Source organism: Micromonospora sp. NPDC050397 (assembly GCF_044901685.1).
GTDB lineage: Bacteria > Actinomycetota > Actinomycetes > Mycobacteriales > Micromonosporaceae > Micromonospora_G.
This window is the reverse complement of sequence record NZ_JBJDPS010000002.1, coordinates 247,639-264,461: the sequence shown is the minus strand read 5'-3', so window position 1 is coordinate 264,461 and position 16,823 is coordinate 247,639. Positions and strand designations below refer to the sequence as shown.

Sequence of the window (16,823 nt, the reverse complement as noted above, 5' to 3'; positions counted from 1 at the left end):
CTGGGGTTGTGCGGGGGGGGGGGGGGGGGGGGGGGGGGGGGGGGGGGGGGCCCCACGGGGGGGCGCTGGGTTTTGGCGCCGCGGGGGCCCCCCCCCCCCCCAACCCCGCCACGCGCGCTCTGGGCCGTCAGGCTTGATGCCCGCCGTGGGCACGCCGCCCCAAGCCCGCCACGCGCGCTCTGGACCGTCAGGCTTGATCCCCGCCGTGGGGGCGGTGTCCCCAAGCCCGCCACGCGTGCTCTGGGGCGTCAGGCTTGATCCCTGCTGTGGGGCACGATGCCCTGGGGCTGGGGTGGCTTGAGCCGGCCCGGTGCGCGTTGTTGATCGGTGGGAAATTGGCAAAGTGCCGCGAGTGGCCGACCGATATGCGCATAATAAAAATAGCCCGCGCCACTTGCGTGACACGGGCTCCGAACTGTAGCCCCGACGGGATTCGAACCCGCGCTACCGCCTTGAGAGGGCGGCGTCCTAGGCCGCTAGACGACGGGGCCAGAACCTTTGTCTTACTTTGTCCTCCGAGAAGGACTGCTGAACTCTATCAGAGTCCAGCTACCGGCACCATCTCTGGTGTTCGGTAGCTGGGGTACCAGGACTCGAACCTAGACTAACTGAACCAGAATCAGTTGGGCTGCCAATTACCCCATACCCCATCGGTGCTTGCCGCACCGAGAAAAGACTTTACCGGACCGGCAGTGAGAGGCCAAATCGGGTTATCGACCCGGCCTCCACCAGCGGACGGACGGCCCCGGCGGGCCGCCCGGCGTACGGACGGACGGCTCAGCCGACCGCCACCACCGGGTTCGACAGCTCGCCGATCCCGTCGATCCGCACGCTGACGGTATCCCCGTCGGTGAGCTGGCTAACCCCGGCCGGCGTACCGGTCAGGATCACGTCACCCGGGAGCAACGTCATCACGTGTGAGATGTAGGACACCAGGGTCGGTACGTCGAAGACCATGTCCTTGGTCCGCCCGAGCTGGCGTACCTCCATCTCGTCCGGGTTGCGCCCCACCTCACAGCGCACCTCCACGTCGCTCACGTCGAGGCCGGTGACGATCCAGGGGCCGATCGGGCAGAACGAGTCGAAGCTCTTCGCCCGGGTCCACTGGCCGTCCGCGCGTTGCAGGTCACGAGCGGTCACGTCGTTGGCGCAGGTGTAGCCGAAAATCGCCTTCTCGGCGGTCGCCCGGTCGACCCGGCGGGCCCCGGTCACCCCGATCACCACGGCCAGCTCGGCCTCGTGCTCGACCCGCTTGGACTGGGCCGGCAGCCGGATCGCGTCCCGTGGCCCGATCACGGAGGTGGAGGGCTTGAGGAAGAGCAGCGGCTCGGTCGGCACCTCGACGCCGTGCTCGGCCGCGTGGTCGACGTAGTTACGACCGACGGCGACCACCTTGCTGGGCAGGATCGGCGAGACCAGCCGTACGTCAGCCAGCGCCCAACGGGCATTGGTGAGCTTGATCTCCCCGAACGGGTGACCCTCGATCTCGGCCACCGTCAGGGCTTCGGGTCCGGCCTCCGGCTCACCCTCGACCAGGCCGAACGACATTCCCTTGGCATGAGCAAAACGAACGATACGCACGCAGCCCAATCTAGCCGCACCAGCGGCGATACAGCCGCACCGGCCACCGACGGTAACCGTCAAGGCGACGGCACGATACGCCAACCGCAGCGCACCAGAAGGCGATTCATCCTTTCCAACACTATTGACCGACAGGCGGGCTTAGCGTCAAAAAAGGAGGTCTCGTTGTGATTTCTGCATCGACCCGACGGCACCTGGCCCGTACGGTCATCGCGGGTTGCCTGCTCTCCACCATCCTGCCCGCCGGGAGCGCACGGGCCGCCCCGTCGGCGGTCACGGTGGTGATGGCGAGCGGCGGCACGATCGCGCCGACCTACCAGATCCTGGTCCACAACGGCACCACCAGCACCATCGACACCACGGTCCGGCAGGAACTGCCCCGGGGCACCTCGCCGACCTCGATCAGCGCCGGTGGCCAGGCCAGCCAGCCCACCGGACAGACCGGCGGAACCGAGATCGCCTGGCGGCTCCAACTCCCGCCGGGCGGCATGCAGACGCTCAACACCACCCTCCCGCCGACCCCGGCCGGACTGCCGGTGAGCGCGCCGGCCTGCGCCTTCGCCGGCACCGGGGACATCCCGTTCGACTGCGCCAGCGCGACCTGGCAGGCCGCCGCCACGCCGAAGGCGGAGGACGCCGACCCGGCGCTCTGGCAGCGGCCGGCCTACCTGATCGGCGCGCTGGCGGTGCTGGTGCTGCTGGTGGTCGCCGGAGTCTGGTGGTGGCGCCGCCGGGTCCGGCGGCGGCTGGACCGTGACGGCGGCGCCGGACCGGCTGGACCGGCGGCCGGACGGGCGCGTCCACCGATCCCGGGTGGCAGCGGACCGGGCGGGGCGCCCGGCGTCGACGTCGGCGAGCCGCCGTTCCTCGATCGGCCGCCGACGCTCGACCGACCGCCGCCGGCCCTCGGCCGGGGTCTGGCCCGGGGCGTGGCCCGGATCCGACCCGGCGAGGGCGTCGAGGCGTGGCCGTCGCCGCTGCGGACGCCGGCCGGCACGATGCCGCCCGCCCAGCAGCCGGCGACCGGCTGGGCCTCGGTCGGCGCTACTCCGGCTCGGCCGGGTGCGCCGACCCCCTCGTCGCGGAACCCCGACCAGCCGGGCCGGCCGCCCTCGGGCCCGCCGGGACCGAATCGGCAGGGGCAGCCGCCGCTGGGATCGAATCGGCAGGGGCAGCGGCCGCCGGGACCGAACCAGCAGGGGCAGCCGCCGCTGGGACCGAACCAGCGAGGGCCGCAGCCGCCGGGACTCAGCCAGCGGGGGCCACAGCCGCCGGGGCCGGAGATGCCGGACGGGGTGCCCGGCACCTACCTCGCCGCCGGTACCCCCACGGCACCGCCCCGGGCGGCCGTACCGGGCCGGGTGCGGCGACGCTCCGGACCGCCGATCTGGGCGGTGGTGAGTATCGCCGTCGTGATCGTCGCGCTGGTGGTGGCTGCGGCGACCTGGACCGCGACCGCCCGGGTCAGCGCGATCGACACCGGCAAGAGACAGCCGACCAACGGCGCCTGGGTCGGCCGGAGCACCAGCGGCGCGATCGGTGCCACCATGCGGGACGCGACCTTCGAGTTCACCGTCTACCGGGTCAACTGCGGCGCGGCGGTGCAGCAGCCGGCCGGACCCCGCCCGGCCGGGCAGCGCTGTCTGGCCACGATCGCCGCCCGCAACGTCAGCAAGCAACCCCAACTCTGGTACGGCGCCTCGCAGCGGGCGTACGCGCCAAGCGGCAACTGGGTCACCACGGACGAGCCCGCCACCCGGGCGGTGAACGGCGGGCGGGACATCTTCGCCGAGCCGGTGCCGCCGAGCGAGCGGCTGCTCTTCCCGATCGTGTTCACCATGAACGGACCGAACCCGCCGACCCGGATCGAACTGCGGGGCGCCGTCTTCTCCGCCGGGGTCAGCGTCGCCGTGACCTGAGTCACGCGACCGTACTCCGTCTGCCTAGGCTGGTCGGATGACCGAACCGTGGGAGCCGACCGGGGCGGGCGTGCTGCGACTGCCCTCCGGTCGCCTGGTACGCGGCCGGGGCCTGCGCCATCCCCTGCCCGACGGGCCGACCCCGACGTACGGGGTGTACCTGCTCGGCAAGCCGACACCCGCCACCGGGTGGGAGGGCCGTTGGCTGCGCTGGCCGGACTTCCGGCTGCCCGGTGACCGGACCGAGGCGGCGGCCGTCCTGACCGACCTGTGGCGACGGGCCGCCACCGAACGGGTCGAGGTCGCCTGCTGGGGCGGTCGGGGGCGGACCGGAACCGCGCTGGCCTGTCTGGCGGTGCTCGACGGTGTGCCACCGGACGAGGCGGTGGCGTACGTCCGGCGCGGCTACGACCGGCACGCGGTGGAGACGCCCTGGCAGCGGCGTTACGTCCGGCGGTTCGCCGCTGGATAGGCTGGGCCGGTGACCACCACCGCCGCCCGTACCGTCGTGCTCGAGGCGACGACCTGGTCGGCCCGGCGGGCGGCGCACGAGCGCCGGGTCGACGACTGGCTGGCGCCGCACCTGGCCCGGCGGCAGGCCGGCGAGCGGCACCCGGTGGAGGACTTCCTCTTCACCTACTACTCGCACCGGCCGGCGCAGTTGCGCCGCTGGCACCCGGGCGCCGGGGTGGTGCTGGCCGGCGCCGACGCCGACGACTTCGGCCGCGACTACCGCCACACGTCCGCCGGGGTTGCCCTCGACACCGAGGCGGTACGCGCCCGCCGGGGCGACTCGATCGGGTGGATCCGCACCCTGCTCACCCGGACCGCCGGCCGGACGGCCCAGTTCGGCTGCTTCGGCATGCACGAGTGGGCGATGGTCTACCGCCAAACCCAGCAGGAGGTACGCCACAACGCCTGGCCGTTGCGGCTGAGCCCGGAGCAGACCGCGTCGACGGTGGAACGCAACGGGGTCCGGTGCAGTCACTTCGACGCGTACCGCTTCTTCACCGCGCCGGCCCGGCCGCTGAACCTGCTCAACCCGACCCGGGAGAGCCAGCACGACCTGGAGCAGCCCGGCTGCCTGCACGGCAACATGGACCTCTACAAGTGGGCGTACAAACTCTCCCCGCTGGTGCCGAGCGAGCTGGTGGCGGAGGCGTTCGCCCTGGCCCGGGAGATCCGTACGCTCGACATGCGGGCCAGCCCCTACGACCTGGCGGCGCTCGGATATCCCCCGGTACGGGTGGAGACCGCCGCCGGCCGGGCCGAGTACGCCGCCGCGCAACGCGGGTTCGCCGATCGCGCCGCCCCACTGCGTGAACGGCTGGTCGCCGCCCTCGACACCGCCCTGGCCGACTGAGGCCAGCACCCCGTCCCGACCGTGGGGAACCTCCGGGGCCGGCATCCGCATCTACCATGCGGGTACCAGCGACGGACGGGAACGCACGATGGTCGGCACTGGACATACCGACGGCCCGCCAGGGTCGGGCGGCGCAACCACCCTGATGATCGATCTCGGTGTGCTCGACGACGAGCCAGACGGCGAGCCCCGCCGACGGCCGGGCCGGCATCGGCTCCGGCCGGTGGCGCTCGCGCTCGTCGCCGTGCTACTGCTCGCCACCGGCGGGTCCGCGCTGCCGCCGCCACCCGTCCTCGCCGAGCTCGCCACGTTGCCGTACCAGTCCGGGGCACCGCAGAACCCCTACTCCCGGTCCGGGTTCGTGCTCACCGACAAACGGATCGTCACCAGCGTCCTACAACCGGGCGGTACGAGCTGGTCCGTTTCGGCGTACGAGTTGGACCGCGGGCACCGGGTCTGGACGTACGTCTACCCGGCGAGCCCGAACACCCAGCCGGAGCTGCAACACCTGTCCGACGTGGTGCTCGTCTCCGGGGCTCGGGCGGACGGCACGGACGGGATGCGTACGGTCGCCCTGGACGAGCGGACCGGACGGGAGCGGTGGTCGCTGCCGCACGAGGTGTGGGCGCTGCACGAGGGCGACGACGGGCTCGCCGTCGACCGGATCTATCCCACCGGCTCGGCACTACCGGACGGAGTGCTGCCGCCGGGCGGCTCAGCCTACGGATCACCGTGGGGGCGGACCTACACCCAACCGCCCCGGTACTCCGCCGCCGGCATCAACCTGCGCAGCGGAGAGGTGCGCTGGCGGTCGGGTCTGCTCGGCGCGGTCGGTGCCAACTACGACGCCAACTTCGGCGACCGGGCGTCCCTCCCGGGCAGGGGACTGGTGGTGACAACCGGTGACGGCTGGGTCGAACTGTGGGATCTGGCCACGGGTACGGTCCGGCACCGATTTCCGGAGCGCCACCCGGACGCCTACTCGGACCTCGGCCGGGACCTGCTGCTGACCGGTTTCCAGACCAACGAGATCACCGCATACTCCAACCGGGACTACCGGCGACTCTGGATCAGGCAGGTTCACACGGGCGGCTCGCTTGCCTTCTGCGCCGGCAGCGAGTTGATCTGTGCCAGCACCCCGGACGGCGCGCTGGAGATCGTCGATCCGACGACCGGTGCCACGCTCTGGCGGGGTGGCCAGGGGCACAACCTGGGTCGGGCCGCCGGACACCTGATCGAGTACGTCCCCGACTACCCACATCCCGAACCGATCCGGACCGTCGATCCGCGCACCGGCGTGCCCCTGACGAACCTGACCGGCTGGCAGAACGCCGTGCTGCGCGCCGACGGGCCGGTGCTGCTCACCTGGGAGGAGGCGCTGACCGGTTCGACCTGGCTGGGTCTGCTCGGCCCGACGGCCCCGGCCCCGGTCAGGCTCGGTCGGGTGCCGGTCAGCGTCGCCGAGTGCGAGGTGGGCGCGGCCGTGATCGCCTGCGTCACGATCCGGCAGACGCTGAAGGTCTGGCGCTACCGCACGACGACCGTCCCGGGCCTCCAGTGACGGCGGCCACCGGTGCTCGGGTGGACCCGGACGACCCCGCACTGATCGACCTCGGGCTGCGGCGCGACGAGACCGGGTCCGAAGCCCGTCGACCGCTCACCTGGCGACGGCTCCGGCCAGCCGCACTCGCGCTCGTCACCGCGCTCCTGCTCACCACCGGGGGATCCGCACTGCCGTCGGCCCCGGTGCTCGTCGAGATCGCCACCGTGCCGTACTCGCCCGAACCGGGCTGGACCGCGAGCCCCGGGGCGACGATGCTGCTCACCGACGACCGGCTCGTCACCGCTGTCCTGCGACCGGGCGGGAGTTGGCTGATCTCGGCGTACGAGCCGGAGCGGGCCGAGCTGGTCTGGACGTACCTCCTCCCGGCCAGGAACGACAGCCAGATGACAATGCGGCAAGGGGCCGGTCTGGTGCTGCTTTCCGGGCCCCGGCCGGACGGGACGGCCGGCATGTGGACCGTCGCGCTGGAGGCGGCGACCGGGCGGGAACGCTGGTCCCTCCCCCATCAACTCTGGGCGCTGTACGGCGGCGACATCGGGCTCACGGTCGACCCGGTCTTCGACGGTGAGAGCGCGACGACCGAAAACGGCCCAGCCCCCGGTGCCGACTACAGCTACGTGTCGCCCTGGGGAACGAAGTACGACAGCGGCCCGGTCGAGGTGCTCGCCGGGGCCGTGACGCTCGGCACCGGCGAGATGCGTTGGCAGTCCGAGCCGGTCGCCGCCGTGCACGTCGACCTCGGCGACGCCTACCCGGACGGGGCGACAGTCGACGGCGGCCGGAGCGACGCCCTGGTGGTGACAACCTCGGACGGAGCGGTCGAGGTGTGGGACCCTGGCACCGGTCTCGTCCGGCACCGCTTCCCGACGCCCCGCCCCGACAGCTACCTGACGCTCGACCGGGACCTGATGCTGATCTGGGAGCCCCAGGGAGGAATGACGGTCTACTCGACCGAGGACTACCGGCTCAGATGGACCCGGCCGGTGGCTGAGAACGGATCGGTCGGCTTCTGCGACGGCAGCCGGCTGATCTGCGAATCCAACCGGGTCGGTTGGTGGCAGGTTGTCGACCCGTCGACCGGTCGGCCGAGTTGGCAGGGGCGCCAGGGACACCAGGTACGCGGAGCCGCCGGGCACCTGATCGAGTTCGTCCGCGACGATGTCGATTCCGAACCGACCCGAACCGTCGACCCGCGTACCGGGCAGACGCTGATCGACCTGACCGGCTGGGACCACGCCGTGCTCCGGTCCGACCAGCCGGTGCTGCTGGCCCGGGCGGACGGCTTGCTCGGGCCGACCTGGCTGGGCCTGCTCGCACCCGGTGCGACGGCTCCGACCCTGCTCGGGCAGGTGCCGGTCGGACTGACCGACTGCCAGATCGGCGCCAGCCTGATCGCCTGCGCGACGTATCCCCGGGACCTGCGGATCTGGCGCTACCGTTCGGCGTTCCGTCCGGGCGGCGAATGATGGCCCCTGGCCGAGACCGGATCGGCACCGACACCCCGACGGTGATCGACCTTGACGCGATCGGGGACGAGGACGAGGCCCCACCCCGTCCACCGCTGACCTGGCTGCGGCTCCGACCGGCCGCGCTGGCGCTCGTCACCGCGCTGCTGCTCACCACCGGGGGATCCGCACTGCCGCCACCACCGACACTCGTCGAGATCGCCACCCTGACGTACGCGCCCGGCGCGCCCGCCAGCAACTATCCGGAATCGTGGCTCGTGCTCACCGAGGACCGGCTGGTCACCAGCGTCATCCAGCCTGACGGCGCGAGCTGGCTGGTGTCGGCGTACGAGTTGGACCGTGGAGGGCGGGTCTGGACGTACGTCCACCCGGGCAAGCCGAACACCGCCATGCGCCTTCAGCACCAGGCCGGTCTGGTGCTGGTCTCGGGGATCCGGACGGGCGACACGGGTGGTCCAACCACGGTCGCGCTCGACGCGCGCAGCGGTCGGGAACGCTGGTCCCTGCCGCACGAGATCCGAGCGCTTCGCAGCGGCGACACCGCGATCGCGGTCGACTCGATCCATCCCGCCGGTTCCGAGCTGCCGGACGGCGAGCTGCCACCCGACACGAGCGCGTACGGGTCGCCGTGGGGGCAGCTCTACTCCGAACCCCCGTCCGGGTACGTCGCCTCGGGCGTCGACCTGAGCACGGGCGAGCTGCGGTGGCGGTCGGATCTGCTCGACCACGTGACGGCCGCCCGGGACGGCCGGTTCGACGCTCTCGCGACGACCGGCGGCGACGGGGCGGCCACCGGTCTGGTCGTGGTGACGCGCGAGGCCGGGGTCGAACTGCTGGACCTGCTCACGGGTGCGGTCCGGCACCGCTTCCCGGCGCCCCACCCCGAGCTCCATCCGCAACTCGACGACGACCTGCTGCTGGTCGCACACACGGCGACCGAGATGACGGCCTACTCCACCGAGGACCACCGGCCCCGGTGGACCCGGCCGATGGTCACCGACGGCTCCTTTGTCTTCTGCTACGACACCGGTCTGATCTGCGAGGCCACCCCGACCGGGAACTGGGTCGTCGATCCGGCGACGGGTGGACGCAGGTGGCCGGTCCGGCCCGGACACGACCTGTACGCGGTCGCCGGACACCTGGTGGAGATGATCTCCAACACACCGGCCCGTCCGCTGCGGACCGTCGATCCGCGCACCGGCGACATCCTGGTCAACCTGATCAACTGGACCGGCGCGATGCTGGGGCCGGACGGGCCGTTGCTGCTCACCGACGCGAAGGGGTTCCTCGGGCCGACCTGGCTGGGCGTACTCGACCCCGGGGCCGCCGCCCCGGTCCGGCTCGGCGAGGTCACGGAGGGCATCAGCGACTGCCGGATCGGCACGAGTGTGATTGCCTGCGTGACCGTCGAGCACGAGGTTCGGATATGGCGCTACCGTACGACCGCCCGACCGGGCGACGACTGACCACTGCCAGCGGAGCGCCGATGGACGACGGCAACGACCCCGTACTGATCGACCTCGGGTTGGATCGGGGCGACGGGATCGGCGATTCCGCCACCGGGCGGGACGGCCCCTGGTCGAGGGGCTGGCTGCGTCCGGTCGCCACGGGCGTCTGCGCGACACTGCTACTCGTGCTCGGCGGTGCGGCGCCGCCCGAGCCGGCATCGCTGACCGAGATCGCCACCCTGACCGTGTCACCGGACCGGGGATTCGTGCTCACCGAGGACCGGCTGTACGCCGGGGCGGTCGGCCCGGCGGGAGCCGGACAGTACGTCTCCGGCTACGAGACGGGCCGGGGGCGGTTGCTCTGGAGCGTCCCGTACGACCAGGGTGGCAACACCGGCGGGGTGGCCGAACGGGCCGGGGACCTGCTGCTGCTCCGGGTCTTCGGCCAGGACGTGCCGAGGACCACCGCCGTCGGGGCGGACAACGGCAGGTTCCGCTGGTCGGTCACCGCACCGGTGGAGGTGCTGCCGGACGGACGGACCGGGATGATCAGCGAGGAGATCTTCCCCGCCGACGCCGAGCCGGTGGACACCTCGCTCCCGGGAGGTTCGGACGTGCTCTACTTCGCGCCCTCCGGCAAGGCGTACGCGGTCCCACCGGTCGGCCAGGTGATCCGGCTGTTCGACCTGGCCGGCGGGGAGCCGCTGTGGAACTCCGAGCCGCTGGGCATCGCCGTCGCGTCCCGCCTGCCGGTCAGCGGCCCGGACGGACACCCGGTGCTGGTGGTGACGACCCTGGACCACCGGGTCGAACTGCGCGACGCCCGGACCGGCGCGGTACGGCACAGCCTGCCGGCGACGGGAACGGATCCACCCTCGGTCCAGGTGTTCGGCGACCTGCTGACGGTACGGCGCGGCAGCGCCGAGTTGACCGGCTACGACCTCGGCTCCTTCGACGTGCGCTGGACCCGTACCCTCGGCCGCCCGGACCAGCGGATCAGCGTCTGCGGTGACCGGCCCTGCCTCGGGAACGACTTCGGTTGGTCGCTGCTCGACCCGGTCACCGGCACCGACGTCGGCCCCCGGGGCGCACCCGGTTCGACGCTGCTCCAGAACGGCGGCCAGTTGGTCGAGATGGACCGGGAGAGGGCGAAGCTGATCCGTACCATCGACCCGGCGACCGGACAGACCTGGGCCGAGCTGTCCGACTGGGACACCATGTCCTACTCGCCACCGGACCGGCCGGTGCTGCTGGTCAACCCCACCACCGCGGCCGGACCGACCTGGTTCGCGCTGTTGGAACCAGGCAAACCTGAGGTACGCCTGCTCGGCCGGGTGCCGTACCGGGCGGCGGACTGTCAGCTCGCCGGTGACGTGATCGCCTGCCAGGACCGCTCCGACACGATCCGCCTCTGGCGTTACCGCTCCTGACCCCGCCGGGGCGGCTCGGCGTGAAGTGTCGGTCGGGCGGGCAACAATGCCGGGGAAGACCGACGGATCCGGGAGGTAACCATGGCCGAGCGTCCCCGCATGTTCGTCTCCGGCATCGTGCTCGACTCACCCGATGCCGAGGAGTTGGCCGCGTTCTACCAGCGGCTGCTCGGCTGGGAGGTGGAACAGAAGGAACGAAACTGGGTCAAGCTGACCGCCCCGGGCGGCGGAGCCGGGCTGTCGTTCCAGACCGAGCCGGCGTACGTCCGGCCGACCTGGCCCGCCGGGGCGGGCGACCAGCAGATGATGCTGCACCTGGACATCGAGGTGGACGACCTGGAGGCCGCGGGGGCGCACGCCGTCGCCAGCGGTGCGACCCTCGCGGACTTCCAACCCCAGGAGGACGTACGGGTCTACTTCGACCCGGCCGGGCACCCGTTCTGCCTGTTCCTCAACGAGTGACCGGGGTGCCCGCCGCGGGTCGACCGGCGGGCCGCTCGGGTATCCGGAAGATCTTGTTCATGACCCGCTTGAGCTTGGTCGCGGACGGACGTTCGACCAGCACGTGGATGACGTACGCCAGCGCGCCCATGCCGACCACCAGCGCGAGCACCAGCAGCCACTCCAGCACCGGGGACGACTCGACCAGCGGCCCGGCCCAGGCCAGCAGGACGAACCCAACGTGCGCGTGCACGAGGTAGAGCGGGTAGGTCAGCGAGCCGGCGACCGAGAACCACGGCCGTCCGAGCGAACTGGTCGCCTTCAGCGCGATCAGCAGCATCACCATGAAGATGGCCCAGATCGTGGCGATGATCACCCAACCGTGGAACGGGGTGTGGTAGCGGTCCGCCACGTCGGCGGCGAACCCGAGTCCCCGGTAGACCGCGTTCGCGTACGACAGCAGCAGGATCGCCGCGATCTCCCAGGTCATGCCGTAGCGGTAGACGATGCTCAGCGCCATGCCGGCGATGAAGTAGTGCGAGAACGTGGTCTGGAGCAGCAGGTCCGCCGCGCCCGGCAGCAGGCCGAGTTGCATCAGGCCGGTCAACGCCAGCCAGCCCCAGAGCGTGAGCAGCACCCGGCGTCGGGTGATCCCGATCAGGGCGAGGACGAAGATCACCAGGTAGAACCGGATCTCGGCCCAGAGCGTCCAGTAGACCACGTCGACGTTCTCGACGTTCACGGCCGCGTTGACCATGGTCAGGTTCGCCAGGTACTGGAAGACGCTGATCGCGTACTTGCCGGAGACGACGCTGACCACGGCGGTGATCGTGACCGCGACCCAGAACGCCGGGTAGAGCCGGACGATCCGGGAGACGACGAACTGCTGTGGGCTGCGGCCCCACGCGCTCAGCAGCACGACAAAGCCGCTGATCACGAAGAACAGGTCCACCCCGAGGTAGCCGTACCGGCTCAGCTCGCCGAAGACCGGGAACTCGACCGGCGTCTCGCCCTGCATCCAGGCGGAGAAGGTGTAGTGGAAGAAGACGACCGCGACGGCGGCGAGGATCCGCAGCAGGTCGATCTCGTACATCCGCCTCACGTCAGGTCAACCGGTCCGTACCGGGTGCTGTCGGCGCCGGTGCTCAGCGCCCAGTAGCGGTCGCCGAACGACCAGTGCCACCACTCGGTCGGGTAGTTCACCATGCCGGCGGCGGTGAGCGCCTCGGCGAGAATGTCGCGGTTGGCGCGGGCCTGTGCCGGGATGTCCGGCGAGGCGGTGAAGCAGGCGTTGGCGCTGGCGACCGGGCTGTCGTTGACCGCCGTACCCATGTCCAGCTCGACCCCGTCGGCGGTGCAGAGGGTCAGGTCCACGGTGCCGCCGGTGCTGTGCGGGGCCACCTCGGGCGGGGAGACGTACTTGCTCGCCTCCACGTGCAGCCGCTCCGGCGCCCAGTCCGGGTACTTCACCCGCAGCTCGTCCTTGTAACCCTCGAAGTACGTGGTTTGCAGGGTCAGCGGACGGTACCCCTCGACGATCAGCAACCGGAGCCCGTCGGGCAGGCCGCGCTGGGCGGTGAGCAGTCTCTCCACGGTGGCCTCCCGCAGGCGCGCGTACGCCCCGGCCGGGTCGGCCAGCCGGCCGTCGATCCGGAACTCGCCGACCTCGCGGAGGTCGACCAGGGCCTCACCATTGTCGCGCAGCGGGATCGCGGCGATCCGTGGGTCGGAGAGAAGAATCATGACCCGTACCGCCCGGCGGCGTCGATCAGCGCGGTGGCGACGGCCGCGGCCGCGTCGGGGCGACCGTACTGCCGAGCCGTGTCGGCCAGGTGCTGGCGCCGGTCGGGATGGTTGAGCAACATCATGATCTCCTCACGGAGGCGGTCGGGAGTGGCGTCCGGGCCGGCGAGCATGCGGGCCGCGCCCGCCTCGGCCAGGTGTCGGGCGGTACGCCGCTGCTCGTCCCCGCCGGTCGGGATGAGCGGGATGAAGACACACGCCTTGCCCAGCGCGGTGAGTTCGGCGACCGTACCGGCGCCACTGCGGGCGACCACGATGTCGGCGGCGGCGAGCACGTCCGGCATCTCGTCGTGCACGTAGTCGACCACCCGGTACCGGGCCCGCAGGTGCTCGGGCAGCCCGGCGGCGAGCTGCCGCATCCGGTCGAAGGAGTACTCGCCGCACTGGTGCAGCACCTGGCAGCCGGCGAGCAGGTCCGGCAGGATCTCGGCGACCAGGTTGTTGACCTGTACGGCACCCTGGGCGCCGCCGGTGACGTACAGCAGCGGCAGTCGCGGGTCCAGCCGGTACGCGGACAGCGCCCGGTCCCGGTCACCGCGCAGGATCTCCGGCCGGATCGGGTTGCCGGTCACCAGCGCGCGCCCCTTGGCCCGTTCCGGCAGGTGTTCCACCGACGACTCGTGGCTGAGCAGGACCCGCGTCGCGATCGTCGCGAGGATCCGGTTCGCCAGCCCGAGGGTCAGGATCTGCTCGTGCATGACCAGCGGGCGGCGGGTCAGCCAGGCCGCGACGCCGATCGGCACGGAAACGTACCCGCCGGTGGAGAGGACCACCGCCGGCCGGGTCCGGACCACGATCAGGATCGCCTGGAGTACGCCGAGCGGGATCCGGAACGCGTCGGTGATGTTGCGCCACAGCTCCTTCAGGTTCGGCGAGCGGCGCAGTTTGCCGGTGGTGATCGCCTTGAACGGGATGCCCTCCTGTTTGGCGATCTTCGCTTCGAGCCCGTGCGAGACCCCGACCCAGAGCAGTTCCGGTTCGGTGCCGGCGAGGGCGAGCCGGTCGCGTAGCGTACGAATGGTGGTCAGCGCGGGGTACGTGTGCCCTCCGGTGCCCCCGCCGGTGACGACCACCCGGATCCTGCGGAGCCGCTCCGCGGTGTAGATAGCCATGCTCTTACCGTCTGCCCATCTCGATCGACCGTTGACTGTGGACGGCGACACCTTTCCACGACCCGGAGCCGCCGATCACGCGCCGGGTCTGCCGTTCACCGTACAAATCTGTCGCCTACCCCGCGACCGCGCTCAGCCGGGTCTCCTTCCGGGCGCCCTCGATCAGAATCTCCAGCAGGGCGGGGAACTCGAGCCCGGCCCGCTGCCAGATCTGCGGGTACTGCGACTTGGCGGTGAAGCCGGGGAAGGTGTTCACCTCGTTGAGAATCGGCTCGGTCTCGCCGTCCGGGAGGAAGAAGTCGACCCGGAGCAGCCCCCGGCAGTCCAGCGCGCGGAACGCCTGCACCGCCCGGTCCTGGAGAATCCGGGTGGTCTCGGGGTCGAGCTTCGCCGGGATGTCGAAGACCGCGCCGCCCTCGTACTTGGCCTCGTAGTCGAAGAAGGCCGCGCTCGACACGTTGATCTCCAGCGGCGGTCCGGCCTCGATCCGGCCGTCCAGGTGCTCCAGCACGGCCACGTCGATCTCACGCCCCTTGATGCCGCGCTCGACCAGGACCCGGCTGTCGCTCTCCCGGGCCAGCGCGAGCGCGGCCGGCAACTGCGACCAGTCCTCGACCTTGGAGACGCCGAGGCTGGAGCCCGCCCGGGACGGCTTGACGAAGACCGGCAGGCCCAACCACTCCCGGTCCGCCTCCGACAGCTCCTCGTCCAGACGCAGCGACACCCCGTCGGCGACCCGCAGCCCCTCGGCGGTGAGCAGCCGCTTGGTGATCGCCTTGTCCATGCCGGCGGCGCTGGCGAAGACACCGTTGCCGACGTACGCCACGTCGAGCCATTCGAGCATGGACTGGACGGTGCCGTCCTCGCCGTACGGGCCGTGTAGCGCCGGGAAGACCACGTCCTGCCGACTCAGTACGTCCAGCGCGGCGCTGAAGGTGGTCGCGGTGCCGTTCACCGTCCAGCCACCGTCGCGCCCGATCAGAACCTCGGTCACGTCGTACGCCTCGCGGTCCAGGTGCGCCAGGATGCTCTCCGCCGAACGACGGGAGACCTCGTGCTCCCCGCTGCGTCCGCCGAACAGAACCGCAAGCCTGGTACTCATACCGTTATCGCTTTCCGTGGATGTATACGCGCGGCACCCGGGCGCCGACGCCGGTCAGAACCTCGTGCGGGTTGGTTCCCGCCCACCGGGCCCAGTCGTTCACCGTAGGCTCGGTCGAGTCGGACGTACCGGTGCTGCCGTCGCCGGTGCTGCCGTCGCCGGTGCCGGTGCTGTCTGCGGCGCTGCTGTCGCCGGTGCTGCTGTCGCCGGTGCTGCTGTCGCCGGTACCGAAGACGACCACCGGGTCGCCGAGTTGCACCGGCAGGTCGCCGACGTCGACAACACACTGGTCCATTGCGATCCGGCCGACAACCGGGCAGCGCCGACCCCGCACCCAGACCCGCGCCCGCCCCTCGGTCGTACGCGACAGCCCGTCGGCGTAACCGAGCGGAATCAGGGCGAGCGTGGTGGCGCGGTCGGTGACGTACTCCGGTCCGTACGAGACTCCGCTGCCGGCCGGCACCCGCTTGACGTTGACCACGGTGGTGCGCAGGCTCATCGCCGGCCGCAGGCCGAACCTGCCGGGACCCGGCGCGCCGAACGGGTCGACGCCGTAGAGGGCCAGCCCGATCCGGCAGAGGTCGTACCGTGCCGACGGCACGCCGAGCGCCGCCGCCGAGTTGGCCAGGTGGACCAGTTCGGGGGCGAGACCGGCGCCACGGGCAAGCTGCAACGCCTCCCGGAACGTCGCGACCTGACGAGCGACCCCGGGCCCGGTCGGGTCCTCCGCGTTGGTCAGGTGCGACCAGACACCGCGTACCCGGATGGTCCCCTCGGCCTCGTACTTGCGGGCCCAGGCGATCAGTTCGGGCCAGTCCTCGCCGTTGGCGCCGTTACGGGAGAGCCCGACGTCGGCCTTGAGCTGCACCACGGCGGGGCTGCCGAGGCGTACCGCCGCAGCGGCGATGCCGTGCAGGTGGGTCAGAGTGGAGGCGGTGATGTCGACGTCCGCGCCGATCAGGCGGGTGAAATCCTCGTCCGGCCGGTGCAGCCAGCTCAACACTGGCGCCCGGATGCCGGCCGCCCGCAGGGTCAGCGCCTCGGTCGAGGACGTGACGCCGAGCCAGGTGGCACCGGCGGCGAGCGCGGCCCGGCCGACCGGCACCGCACCGTGTCCGAAGCCGTCGGCCTTGACGACCGCCATCACCCCGGTCCGGGCCTCCCTCTCGATCGCCCGGACGTTGTGCGCGATCGCCGAGAGGTCGACGACGGCCTCGGCCAGCTCTCCGCTCACGCCCGTCACCCGTGGCGCCCCGAAGTCGCCTCGGGGTGGCGGGGCCATGAGCCGGACGGATGGCCCAGGAGGGGAGTCATCGCCGTACGAGTCCTTCCTCGCCATCTTCGCCGCGCCGGTAGCCGGCCGGCGACCAGCCCGGTCACCGAGCCACGGCATGGACACAGCGTCACGGCCGCTGTCAATGCCGGGACCTCGACGCAGGAGCATCGGGGCCCTCCGGATCGGCCCGCGCCGCCCGATCCGTGCGCCGGAACCACGCGGGTCCCCGGCGTCAACGCCGAACTATACACAGCAGGTATAGCCGTTACCCAAGGGTCACTCTGCGTAGTCGCCTACCGTCCCGTCGCGCTCCCGCAC

At 71.7% G+C, this 16,823-nt stretch carries 14 protein-coding genes and 2 tRNA genes; 8 read left to right on the top strand and 8 right to left on the bottom strand.

Annotated features, from left to right (window positions below; translation table 11 throughout):
* Positions 1 to 418 precede the first annotated feature (418 nt).
* The 3 genes from ACI2K4_RS07275 to ACI2K4_RS07265 all read right to left on the bottom strand — a co-directional run bounded on the left by ACI2K4_RS07275 (position 419) and on the right by ACI2K4_RS07265 (position 1,581).
* Positions 419 to 491: transfer RNA gene (locus tag ACI2K4_RS07275), tRNA-Glu, on the bottom strand.
* Between the two features lie 87 nt (positions 492 to 578).
* Positions 579 to 650, bottom strand: a tRNA-Gln gene (locus ACI2K4_RS07270).
* Between the two features lie 127 nt (positions 651 to 777).
* Positions 778 to 1,581 carry a fumarylacetoacetate hydrolase family protein gene (locus tag ACI2K4_RS07265; protein ID WP_404509499.1) on the bottom strand — a complete coding sequence of 268 codons (804 nt, stop codon included), beginning with the start codon at positions 1,579 to 1,581 and terminating at the stop codon, positions 778 to 780.
* Between the two features lie 167 nt (positions 1,582 to 1,748).
* On the opposite strand from ACI2K4_RS07265, the gene ACI2K4_RS07260 reads away from it, so the two are divergent.
* The 8 genes from ACI2K4_RS07260 (at position 1,749) to ACI2K4_RS07225 (ending at position 11,233) form a co-directional block, all read left to right on the top strand.
* Complete coding sequence (locus ACI2K4_RS07260) at positions 1,749 to 3,500, top strand: hypothetical protein (RefSeq protein WP_404509497.1); 1,752 nt, start codon at positions 1,749 to 1,751, stop codon at positions 3,498 to 3,500.
* A gap of 37 nt (positions 3,501 to 3,537) precedes the next feature.
* Complete coding sequence (locus ACI2K4_RS07255) at positions 3,538 to 3,972, top strand: protein phosphatase (protein ID WP_404509495.1); 435 nt, start codon at positions 3,538 to 3,540, stop codon at positions 3,970 to 3,972.
* 9 nt (positions 3,973 to 3,981) lie between these two features.
* Entirely contained in the window at positions 3,982 to 4,863 is an 882-nt protein-coding gene (locus tag ACI2K4_RS07250; RefSeq protein WP_404509493.1) for a 3-methyladenine DNA glycosylase, read from the top strand.
* Between the two features lie 145 nt (positions 4,864 to 5,008).
* The gene (locus ACI2K4_RS07245) at positions 5,009 to 6,424 is read left to right on the top strand and encodes a PQQ-binding-like beta-propeller repeat protein (protein ID WP_404509491.1); all 1,416 of its coding nucleotides are present in this window, start codon (positions 5,009 to 5,011) and stop codon (positions 6,422 to 6,424) included.
* Between the two features lie 20 nt (positions 6,425 to 6,444).
* On the top strand, positions 6,445 to 7,893 hold the full coding sequence (locus ACI2K4_RS07240) for a hypothetical protein (protein ID WP_404509489.1): 1,449 nt from the start codon (positions 6,445 to 6,447) through the stop codon (positions 7,891 to 7,893).
* A gap of 41 nt (positions 7,894 to 7,934) precedes the next feature.
* Positions 7,935 to 9,359, top strand: a complete 1,425-nt coding sequence (locus ACI2K4_RS07235) for a PQQ-binding-like beta-propeller repeat protein (protein ID WP_404509488.1) — start codon at positions 7,935 to 7,937, stop codon at positions 9,357 to 9,359.
* Complete coding sequence (locus tag ACI2K4_RS07230) at positions 9,320 to 10,771, top strand: PQQ-binding-like beta-propeller repeat protein (RefSeq protein WP_404509486.1); 1,452 nt, start codon at positions 9,320 to 9,322, stop codon at positions 10,769 to 10,771. Before ACI2K4_RS07235 ends, ACI2K4_RS07230 begins: the two co-directional genes overlap by 40 nt.
* Before the next feature lie 81 nt (positions 10,772 to 10,852).
* Positions 10,853 to 11,233: a VOC family protein gene (locus tag ACI2K4_RS07225; RefSeq protein WP_404509485.1), complete on the top strand. Its 381-nt coding sequence runs from the start codon at positions 10,853 to 10,855 to the stop codon at positions 11,231 to 11,233.
* On the opposite strand, the gene ACI2K4_RS07220 is transcribed toward ACI2K4_RS07225, so the two are convergent.
* The 5 genes from ACI2K4_RS07220 to alr form a co-directional block, all read right to left on the bottom strand.
* The gene (locus tag ACI2K4_RS07220; protein WP_404509484.1) at positions 11,223 to 12,305 is read right to left on the bottom strand and encodes an acyltransferase family protein; all 1,083 of its coding nucleotides are present in this window, start codon (positions 12,303 to 12,305) and stop codon (positions 11,223 to 11,225) included. The genes ACI2K4_RS07225 and ACI2K4_RS07220 overlap by 11 nt on opposite strands.
* A gap of 5 nt (positions 12,306 to 12,310) precedes the next feature.
* Positions 12,311 to 12,955: a M15 family metallopeptidase gene (locus ACI2K4_RS07215; RefSeq protein ID WP_404509483.1), complete on the bottom strand. Its 645-nt coding sequence runs from the start codon at positions 12,953 to 12,955 to the stop codon at positions 12,311 to 12,313.
* Positions 12,952 to 14,127, bottom strand: a complete 1,176-nt coding sequence (locus ACI2K4_RS07210; RefSeq protein ID WP_404509481.1) for a UDP-N-acetylglucosamine--N-acetylmuramyl-(pentapeptide) pyrophosphoryl-undecaprenol N-acetylglucosamine transferase — start codon at positions 14,125 to 14,127, stop codon at positions 12,952 to 12,954. The genes ACI2K4_RS07215 and ACI2K4_RS07210 overlap by 4 nt, the downstream gene beginning before the upstream one ends.
* A gap of 115 nt (positions 14,128 to 14,242) precedes the next feature.
* Entirely contained in the window at positions 14,243 to 15,229 is a 987-nt protein-coding gene (locus ACI2K4_RS07205; protein WP_404509480.1) for a D-alanine--D-alanine ligase family protein, read from the bottom strand.
* Positions 15,230 to 15,233: 4 nt separating this feature from the next.
* Complete coding sequence (gene alr, locus ACI2K4_RS07200) at positions 15,234 to 16,463, bottom strand: alanine racemase (protein ID WP_404509479.1); 1,230 nt, start codon at positions 16,461 to 16,463, stop codon at positions 15,234 to 15,236.
* Between the last annotated feature and the right edge of the window lie 360 nt (positions 16,464 to 16,823).

Bases quoted from the DNA above. Each gene is read 5' to 3' on its own strand.
- ACI2K4_RS07255 (WP_404509495.1), top strand. From the start codon at position 3,538: ATGACCGAACCGTGGGAGCCGACCGGGGCGGGCGTGCTGCGACTGCCC.
- ACI2K4_RS07245 (WP_404509491.1), top strand. From the start codon at position 5,009: ATGATCGATCTCGGTGTGCTCGACGACGAGCCAGACGGCGAGCCCCGC.
- ACI2K4_RS07230 (WP_404509486.1), top strand. From the start codon at position 9,320: ATGGCGCTACCGTACGACCGCCCGACCGGGCGACGACTGACCACTGCC.
- ACI2K4_RS07225 (WP_404509485.1), top strand. From the start codon at position 10,853: ATGGCCGAGCGTCCCCGCATGTTCGTCTCCGGCATCGTGCTCGACTCA.
- ACI2K4_RS07220 (WP_404509484.1), bottom strand. From the start codon at position 12,305: ATGTACGAGATCGACCTGCTGCGGATCCTCGCCGCCGTCGCGGTCGTC.
- ACI2K4_RS07215 (WP_404509483.1), bottom strand. From the start codon at position 12,955: ATGATTCTTCTCTCCGACCCACGGATCGCCGCGATCCCGCTGCGCGAC.
- ACI2K4_RS07210 (WP_404509481.1), bottom strand. From the start codon at position 14,127: ATGGCTATCTACACCGCGGAGCGGCTCCGCAGGATCCGGGTGGTCGTC.
- ACI2K4_RS07205 (WP_404509480.1), bottom strand. From the start codon at position 15,229: ATGAGTACCAGGCTTGCGGTTCTGTTCGGCGGACGCAGCGGGGAGCAC.